This window comes from Streptomyces sp. SP18BB07 (assembly GCF_036322545.1).
GTDB classification, from domain to species: domain Bacteria; phylum Actinomycetota; class Actinomycetes; order Streptomycetales; family Streptomycetaceae; genus Streptomyces; species Streptomyces deccanensis.
Genome location: NZ_JAQYWT010000067.1, coordinates 1 through 327, shown reverse-complemented (window position 1 = coordinate 327; position 327 = coordinate 1). Strand labels below are relative to the sequence as shown.

At 72.5% G+C, this 327-nt stretch carries 1 pseudogene; it reads left to right on the top strand.

Features of this window, described 5'->3' with window-relative positions:
* Positions 1–327, top strand: a pseudogene (locus PUR53_RS00215) (TetR/AcrR family transcriptional regulator); the annotation flags it as partial.

The following is a 327-nucleotide window of genomic DNA, read 5'->3' as shown; positions in this document are numbered from 1 at the left end:
GGCTGGCGGAGATCCTCAGCCGGTCGCTGGCGGGCCGCGTGGTGCTGTGCGACCTCATCGGCGCCCAGGGCGGCGTCCTCGAGCACAACGTCTCGGTCGAGGTGGTCAAGCGGCACAAGCGGTCCTACCTCACCAGGACCGGGGCCATGGCCGAGCTGCTGCGCCGCCACGTGCCCGAGCTCGGCCAGGACACACAGCTGCTCTGCCTGCTGATCCTGGTCTCGGCGGGCGCCCTGTCGTCGTACGTCCCGCCGCCGCCCAGCGTCCTCGCCGCCTACGCGGACGAACCCGCCCTCGCCGTGTTCAACCTGGAGCTGCGTGACGCGC